This window comes from Saccharothrix hoggarensis (assembly GCF_042678885.1).
GTDB lineage: Bacteria > Actinomycetota > Actinomycetes > Mycobacteriales > Pseudonocardiaceae > Actinosynnema > Actinosynnema hoggarensis.
Window position 1 is genome coordinate 1 of record NZ_JBHTLK010000406.1, and the last position, 2,894, is coordinate 2,894.

The 2,894-nt window shown below is 71.9% G+C and carries 2 protein-coding genes; both read right to left on the minus strand.

Annotated features, from left to right (window positions below; translation table 11 throughout):
* Positions 1-254 precede the first annotated feature (254 nt).
* Positions 255-428 (minus strand): hypothetical protein, encoded by a 174-nt coding sequence (locus tag ACFQ3T_RS35585; RefSeq protein ID WP_380730372.1) that lies wholly within the window; start codon positions 426-428, stop codon positions 255-257.
* A gap of 235 nt (positions 429-663) precedes the next feature.
* The coding region (locus tag ACFQ3T_RS35590; protein WP_380730374.1) for an ATP-binding protein at positions 664-2,894 on the minus strand (2,231 nt) is incomplete at its 5' end.

The following is a 2,894-nucleotide window of genomic DNA, read 5'->3' on the forward strand; positions in this document are numbered from 1 at the left end:
CGTTGTGGTGCATGGTGTTTTTGGCTTCCTGGTGTGCGGCGCGGGCGTCGGCGAGGCGTTGTCGCGCGGCGTCGATCGCGTCTTGGTCTCCGCTGGTTTTGGCCTGCTGTAGGGCTTTGCGGGCGCGGAAGACCCGCTGACGGGTGGTCTGGGTGGCTCGGCTGCTGTGCCGGCTGCCGTCGCAGCGGCGTCCGCCTGTTCTGCACATGTCACGTCCCCCCTTGCTGTGCTGGGCGTTCGGTCCGGTCGGCGGGCTAGTGGCGCTTGTCGTGGGTCCAGCCGGCGCGCTTGCGGCAGGTCTGGCACAACGGGGCGTTCTCGGGTGCGCCGGTGATGCGCACCCCGCACAGGGCTTTCGGGCGGCTGGTGAGACCCCAGGTGTGGGCGATGACGGCGAGGTCGCCGGCGATGTGCATGACGTTGTCCATCACGAACCTTCCGGTAACTGTCTGTGACCACGCATGGGCGCGCGAGGGCGACATGGGGAGGCCGGGCCAGCCATGCGGAAGTGCGGTTCTCAGGGGGTTTTAGCAGGTGGGGGCCGTTGGGCTCCCCAGCTCCCCAAAGTGGCGTTGGCGCTGGTGACGCTTGGGGAGGCGGGCCAGGGAGGGGGTTGGGGAGTGCTCCCCAACCGTGGCGCGCCTCCCCAGGGTTCTCCCCGGCTCACTCCCCAGCAGCTTCGTCACGTTGTGTGATTGCCTGGCGGACTTCGCTGAGCCGCAGGTGCATACGGCCGTTGTACTTGTAGGGCTCCACGCCGTCGTCGGCCAGGCCCTTGGTCAGGTCGTCGGCGGTCATGCCCTCGTAGGTGCCGGTGTCCAGTTCGGCCAGGCGCTGGCGCACGACCTCGGTCCGGACCCGGACCTCCTCCCCCATCACCTGCGCGACGTCGGCGAGCAGGTCGCGCGCGGGCGCGGCCTCGGTGATGGTGGTGGCGCGTCGGCCGCGCAGGGTCTTGGCGCGGTCGGCGATGGCGGTGGCGTCGTCGCCGTCGATGAAGTGGGTCCGCACGGTGATGCTGGCCTGTTGCGGGGGCAGCGGGACGCCGTCACCGGCGACGACGAGGGTTCCCTTGTCCAAGCCCTGGCGCAGTTCGTGGGGGGCGGCCCCGGCGTTGACGGCCTTGTCGCCCAGCGCCATGCGGGACTCGGCCTCGGTGCCCAGCACCAGGGACGCGCGGATGTGCGCGCCTTCGCGCACGAGCTTGGGGAGGTTCTGGTCGGTGGGGTTCTGGGTGCCCTGCCAGAGGATGACGTTGACCGCGCGCCCCTGGTTGTGGATCTTGCGGGCGGCCATGAAGTAGCGGCTGGTGCTCTTCTGCCCGCCGTAGGGCCGCTTGTCGTCGCCGATGGCGACGTTCATGAACGCCTGCTGTGCCTCGTCCACGATCAGCACGAGCGGGTGGAAGCCGGTGCCGGCGCGCGCGAGGTCGCGGGTGACGCCGTTCTTGTGGGTGTCGGGGTCCACGGCGGCCAGGCGGCGCTCCATCTCCTCGACCCCCTTCTCCAGCATGTGCGTGGCGGCGCAGGCGTGTTCGTCGGTGGGGCCGGCGATCATCTCGGTGGCCAGGCCGACGAACATGTGCCAGTCGCCGATGCCCTTCAGGTCGGCGATGCGGAACTCGACCGTCGGGTCCAGGGCCAGCCACAGCGCCAACGCGCGCAGGGCGGCGGTCTTGCCCTGGTTGGACAGACCGGTGATCAGCAGGTGCCGCTGAAGCAGCGGGAGCAGCACCGACTCCCCGCGAAGATCCTGACCCCACGGCGCCCGCCCGGTGTACATGTCCGCGGTCAGGGTGTCGTCCAGCGTCAGCGGGGACGGTCCGATCGGCTCGTCCAGCGCGCCGGGGTCGGCGATCCACAGCCGCACGGTGCGCGCCGCCGGCGGGATGGTGATGAACAGCTCGTGCTCGTGACGGAACAGGTTCTCCGCCAGGCGTTGCCGCTTGTCCTTGACGTCCTTCGTGGACACACCGGAGGGCAGGGTGACGTCCACCTCCACCCCGCACCCGGCGATGCGGATCAGCCCGAGCATCCCGGCTCCGGCGTCGCCCATGTCCTTGATGGCCTTGGTCAGCTTCGCGACGCCGAGGTCACGCAGCGCCGTGACCAGCACCGACGGGGTGATCGGCACGTCCTGGCGGTCCTCGGTGCGACCCGCCGCCCACGCCGGAGGGGTGGTGCGGGTACGTCCGACGTGCCACAGGTACCCCACGGCGGCGAACGGCGCGAGCACGGACACCGCACCCCACACCGCGTCGATCACGGTCACCACGCCGGACAGCACCGCGAACGCGGTGAGGAACGGCGCCAGGAACGCGGCCAGCTCGGCGCGGGTGACCGCCAGGACCACCCCGGCGAGCACCAGCACCCCGACCAGCGCGACCAGCGCGACCAGCGCCGCCTTGACCACCGCGACCGGCGCGTGCAGCCACGCCATCGTGCGGCGGTGTCGCTCGGCGAGGAACCGCGCGCGGCGCTCCTCCCACTCCGCGACCGCCCCGAAGTCGCCCGCGGCCTCGGCGGCGCGCATCATCCGCTCGTAGCGGGCGGTGGTGTGCGCCTCCCACACCTGCCGCGCCACCACCGCACCGCCGGCCGGAACGTAGAGCGCGTTACGCGCCACCCCGCGCACCACGCGACGGGTGCGGTCGTGGGTGACACCGGTACGCACCACCGCCACCACCGCCCCGGCGGCGGCGCGAGCTCGTGCCTTCTGCGCCGCCATGCGGCGGTCCAGCTCGGCGGACTCCTCGTCGGTCAACAGCTCACCGACGAGCGCGGCGTCCGGTTCCAGCCCGGCCGTGCCCGCGACCGTGTCGGCCGGGGCGGCGGCAGGACGCACCGGCAGGTGCACCACGTTGGTGTGCTCCCGGCCCGCGTCGTCGGCCTGGT

What these genes read in the sequence shown, in the direction of transcription:
- ACFQ3T_RS35585 (WP_380730372.1), bottom strand. Translation starts at nt 428, where the DNA reads ATGGACAACGTCATGCACATCGCCGGCGACCTCGCCGTCATCGCCCAC.